The organism is Methylomonas subterranea (assembly GCF_024505185.1).
GTDB classification, from domain to species: Bacteria; Pseudomonadota; Gammaproteobacteria; order Methylococcales; family Methylomonadaceae; genus Methylomonas; species Methylomonas subterranea.
Genome location: NZ_JANIBJ010000079.1, coordinates 1 through 3,159 on the forward strand (window position 1 = coordinate 1; position 3,159 = coordinate 3,159).

The 3,159-nt window shown below is 55.5% G+C and carries 5 protein-coding genes; 4 read left to right on the forward strand and 1 reads right to left on the reverse strand.

Going from position 1 to position 3,159, the window contains the following annotated elements:
• The first annotated feature begins 163 nt into the window (after positions 1-163).
• The 4 genes from NP590_RS20300 (at position 164) to NP590_RS20320 (ending at position 2,641) form a co-directional block, all read left to right on the forward strand.
• Positions 164-1,321, forward strand: a complete 1,158-nt coding sequence (locus NP590_RS20300; RefSeq protein WP_256604566.1) for an IS701 family transposase — start codon at positions 164-166, stop codon at positions 1,319-1,321.
• Positions 1,318-1,449 (forward strand): hypothetical protein, encoded by a 132-nt coding sequence (locus tag NP590_RS20305; RefSeq protein ID WP_256604567.1) that lies wholly within the window; start codon positions 1,318-1,320, stop codon positions 1,447-1,449. Before NP590_RS20300 ends, NP590_RS20305 begins: the two co-directional genes overlap by 4 nt.
• Before the next feature lie 518 nt (positions 1,450-1,967).
• The gene (locus NP590_RS20315) at positions 1,968-2,240 is read left to right on the forward strand and encodes an antitoxin (protein ID WP_256604569.1); all 273 of its coding nucleotides are present in this window, start codon (positions 1,968-1,970) and stop codon (positions 2,238-2,240) included.
• Positions 2,241-2,251: 11 nt separating this feature from the next.
• Positions 2,252-2,641, forward strand: coding sequence for a type II toxin-antitoxin system VapC family toxin (locus NP590_RS20320; protein ID WP_256604570.1), 390 nt, complete (start codon positions 2,252-2,254; stop codon positions 2,639-2,641).
• A gap of 218 nt (positions 2,642-2,859) precedes the next feature.
• On the opposite strand, the gene NP590_RS20325 is transcribed toward NP590_RS20320, so the two are convergent.
• A partial coding sequence (locus tag NP590_RS20325; protein WP_256604571.1) for an ATP-binding protein occupies positions 2,860-3,159 on the reverse strand: 300 nt, incomplete at its 5' end.

Consider the following 3,159-nt stretch of genomic DNA (forward strand, 5'->3'; position numbering starts at 1 on the left):
CCCGATAGGGCCGGCGGCTTTTTTATGGCCGAAATTTTTCACGCACCCCAAAAAATACTTGACATAGCACCCACTTTGCGCGGCCGCCACTCGACAACATCTGTTTATTGATAAGCTGTCGAGTGGCGGCCCATGGAGCATTTATTTGCTCCGGGTGCCTGTCATGTCCTTTTCCCTGCGTAGTAGCCATTTTCTGTCACAATGGATTACCGCTTTGCTGCCTGCCGTGCCACGCCGTTCGCGGGCAACCTTCGTCGAATTGTTGTGTGCCTGCCTGGTGTCACCCGATGGCTGGGTTACTCGCGCCATCGGCTCGATTTGGCGCCGTTGCCATTGGACCGCTTATTACAAGCTGATCGAACGAGGCAGTGTGCGTAGTGTGCCGCTAGCCCGTGCGCTGCTGACTTTAGTGCAGTCAGTGTTGCCGCTGCAAACCCTGAATCTGGTTATCGACGACACCCTGGCGCTACGCCATTCGCCGGATGCGCCCGGCAGTGCGGTGCGCCATGATCATGCCAACAAAACCAATCGACCGGATTTCGTGCAAGCCCAGTGCTGGGTGACGCTGGGCGTCAGTGTCTTGGGTCACGGTAATGCCAAGCTGGTGTTGCCGATTTTGTCGCGCATGGTGCCGAATACCGGTAATCGCAACAAGCTGTCCATTGCGCTGGCTTTGCTGCGGGTGCTGGTACCGGTATTGACAGTGCCAGCCCGATTGCTGTGCGACTCGTGGTTCATGCGCGCCCGTTTGGTCTTGCCGTTGCTGAGTCGAGGTATCCAGGTCATTGCCCAGGCTCGCATCGATACGGCGTTGTTTTTGCCGCCCGATACGGCCAGCAAGTCCGGTCGTGGCCGGCCGCGCAAATACGGTCAACGCCTGACAACCGAAGCGATTGCCTGCTTGCCCATCTGCGAGCTGTCGTTAATACTGCACGGTAAACCACAAAAGCTGCGATTACGTTCGGCAGTGGCCTTGGCTCGATTCCTGAAGGGCGTACCGGTTCGAGCCGTCTGGTGCGAGTTTTACGACGACAAAAAACAGACTTGGGCTAAGCCCCGACTGTTGCTGGCCACCGAAACGGCGTTATCGGCTACGGCGATTGTCGAACTGTACGCCCGGCGTTGGGGCATCGAGCCGTTGTTTCACAATTTGAAGCGCTGGTGGGGTATTGCCAATCTCTGGCAACAGTCGCGCACCGCCCTGGAAACCTGGAGCGGATTCGATCCACCGCTTGGACGCTGGCTCAGTTGTTGTCCTTGGCGGTCGACGAAGCGTTTCCTCTTCGCGAAGTGGCGCCCTGGCGTGAAGGTCATCCCTTGACCGCCGGCCTGGTGGCGCAATGGCTGCGAATTGAATTTACAGGACTTGCCTTTCGCGATGGTTTTGACCCTAAGTCGCAAAAATTCAGCTTCCCAGAACAGCGCGGCGACCCTCGATTGTCGCCTTGACCGATCAATTGCCCGATAATCCTCTGTTCAATCGCTACGCGGCCCCTTCGTCTTCAGGTCAAGCCGTTGCGGTGCGGCCACTGCATTGTCTAACGTTGAGTTTTGTAAAACCTTTCCAGGTCATATCCGTGAACGACGACCTTTCGGTAAAATCAGGCCGGCCAATTTCACCGAGGCTTGGGTGATTACTGAGGCTTTTCAAGTTGGCATGGTGAAATTGCGCTACTGCAGTCGGTGTCATCATGATTTCCTGATCATCTATGACAGCAATTTTAAGCCCGTCTGCCAAATGTGCGCCATGAAAAACAAATCAAGTACATGACGAACATTTTCGTGATGGGATTAACCGTATGGTTGTTTCCGTACCGGCTTTTAAGACCTTGGCTTCCTGGTAGATGCGCTCGGAATATTTACGGACAAGCGTGCCGCTAATAGTTGTGCAGTGAAGTGCAGACCGACCGATTGACATGGCGCAGTCAGGCATATACAGTGTGGCATATACATAGGAAATCAACGCCATGCCTACCCTATCGACCCCGTCTAGGCCCAAGGAGGCCAAGCTGTTTCGCAACAACCGCAGTCAGGCGGTTCGGATTCCTGTGGAGTTCGAGTTACCGGGGGATCGCGTGATGATCCATCGCGAAGGCAATAAACTCATCATCGAGCCAGTGACCCGGCCAACGAACATCGTCGAACTGCTGGCCGAGTGGAAGAAGGAGGCGCCGCTAGGACCAGAAGATCAGTTCCCTGCTGTCGAGGACATGCCCGCCCAGCCAGAGGACATATTTTGAAAGGATATCTGTTGGACACGAACATCATCAGCGACGTGATCCGCAGCCCGGATGGGTCTGCCGCACGTCGTATTGAGCAGGTCGGACCCAAAGAGATTTTCACCAGCATCATTGTCGCCGCCGAACTACGCTATGGCTGCGCAAAGAAGGGCTCGCCCAAGCTGCTCACCAGGGTAGAAGGTATCCTCGAAACAATCCCGGTGCTGCCGCTGGATATTCCGGCTGACGGCGAATATGGCGGCATCCGCGCTGAGCTGGAAGCCGCTGGCCAGCCCATCGGCATGAACGATCTGCTGATTGCCGCGCACGCTTATGCGCTCGGCCTTACGCTAGTGACGGACAACACGCGCGAATTCAGCCGCATCCGCGGCCTCGACGTTGAGAACTGGCTGGAAAGATAGCCCCCGTCCTGATTGGCCGAATCCAATGATTATTTGACAGGCAACGACACTCCTGTGTGTTGGCGCCGGGCGAAAATTGACCAACCGTACCGGTTGAAATTTGACCAGGGGGTGGAGCCGGTTTTTGGAGTCGCCGGCTGAGGATAAGTGTAAAGGAAACGGATCACGAGAGGTAGCTCGCCATCCGTTTCCGGGGTGGTTTTTTGGAACGGATTCTCCTAGTACAAGATATCGTCCTGTGTTTTGCCGCTGCGTTTAAGCTTCTCGCGAGCTTGTATGCGCGCCTTAGCCTCTTCAGAGCTTTGCCGGAAGCGGTAGGACTCATTACCTGTTTCCAGGATGTAGCAATGATGCGTCAGCCGATCCAGTAACGCCGTGGTCATTTTGGCGTCGCTGAAGACACTGGACCATTCGGCAAAGGTCAAGTTGGTGGTGATGGCTATGCTGGTTCGCTCGTACAACTTCGATAACAGGTGGAATAACAAGGCGCCACCGTCTTTGGAAAACGGTAGGTAGCC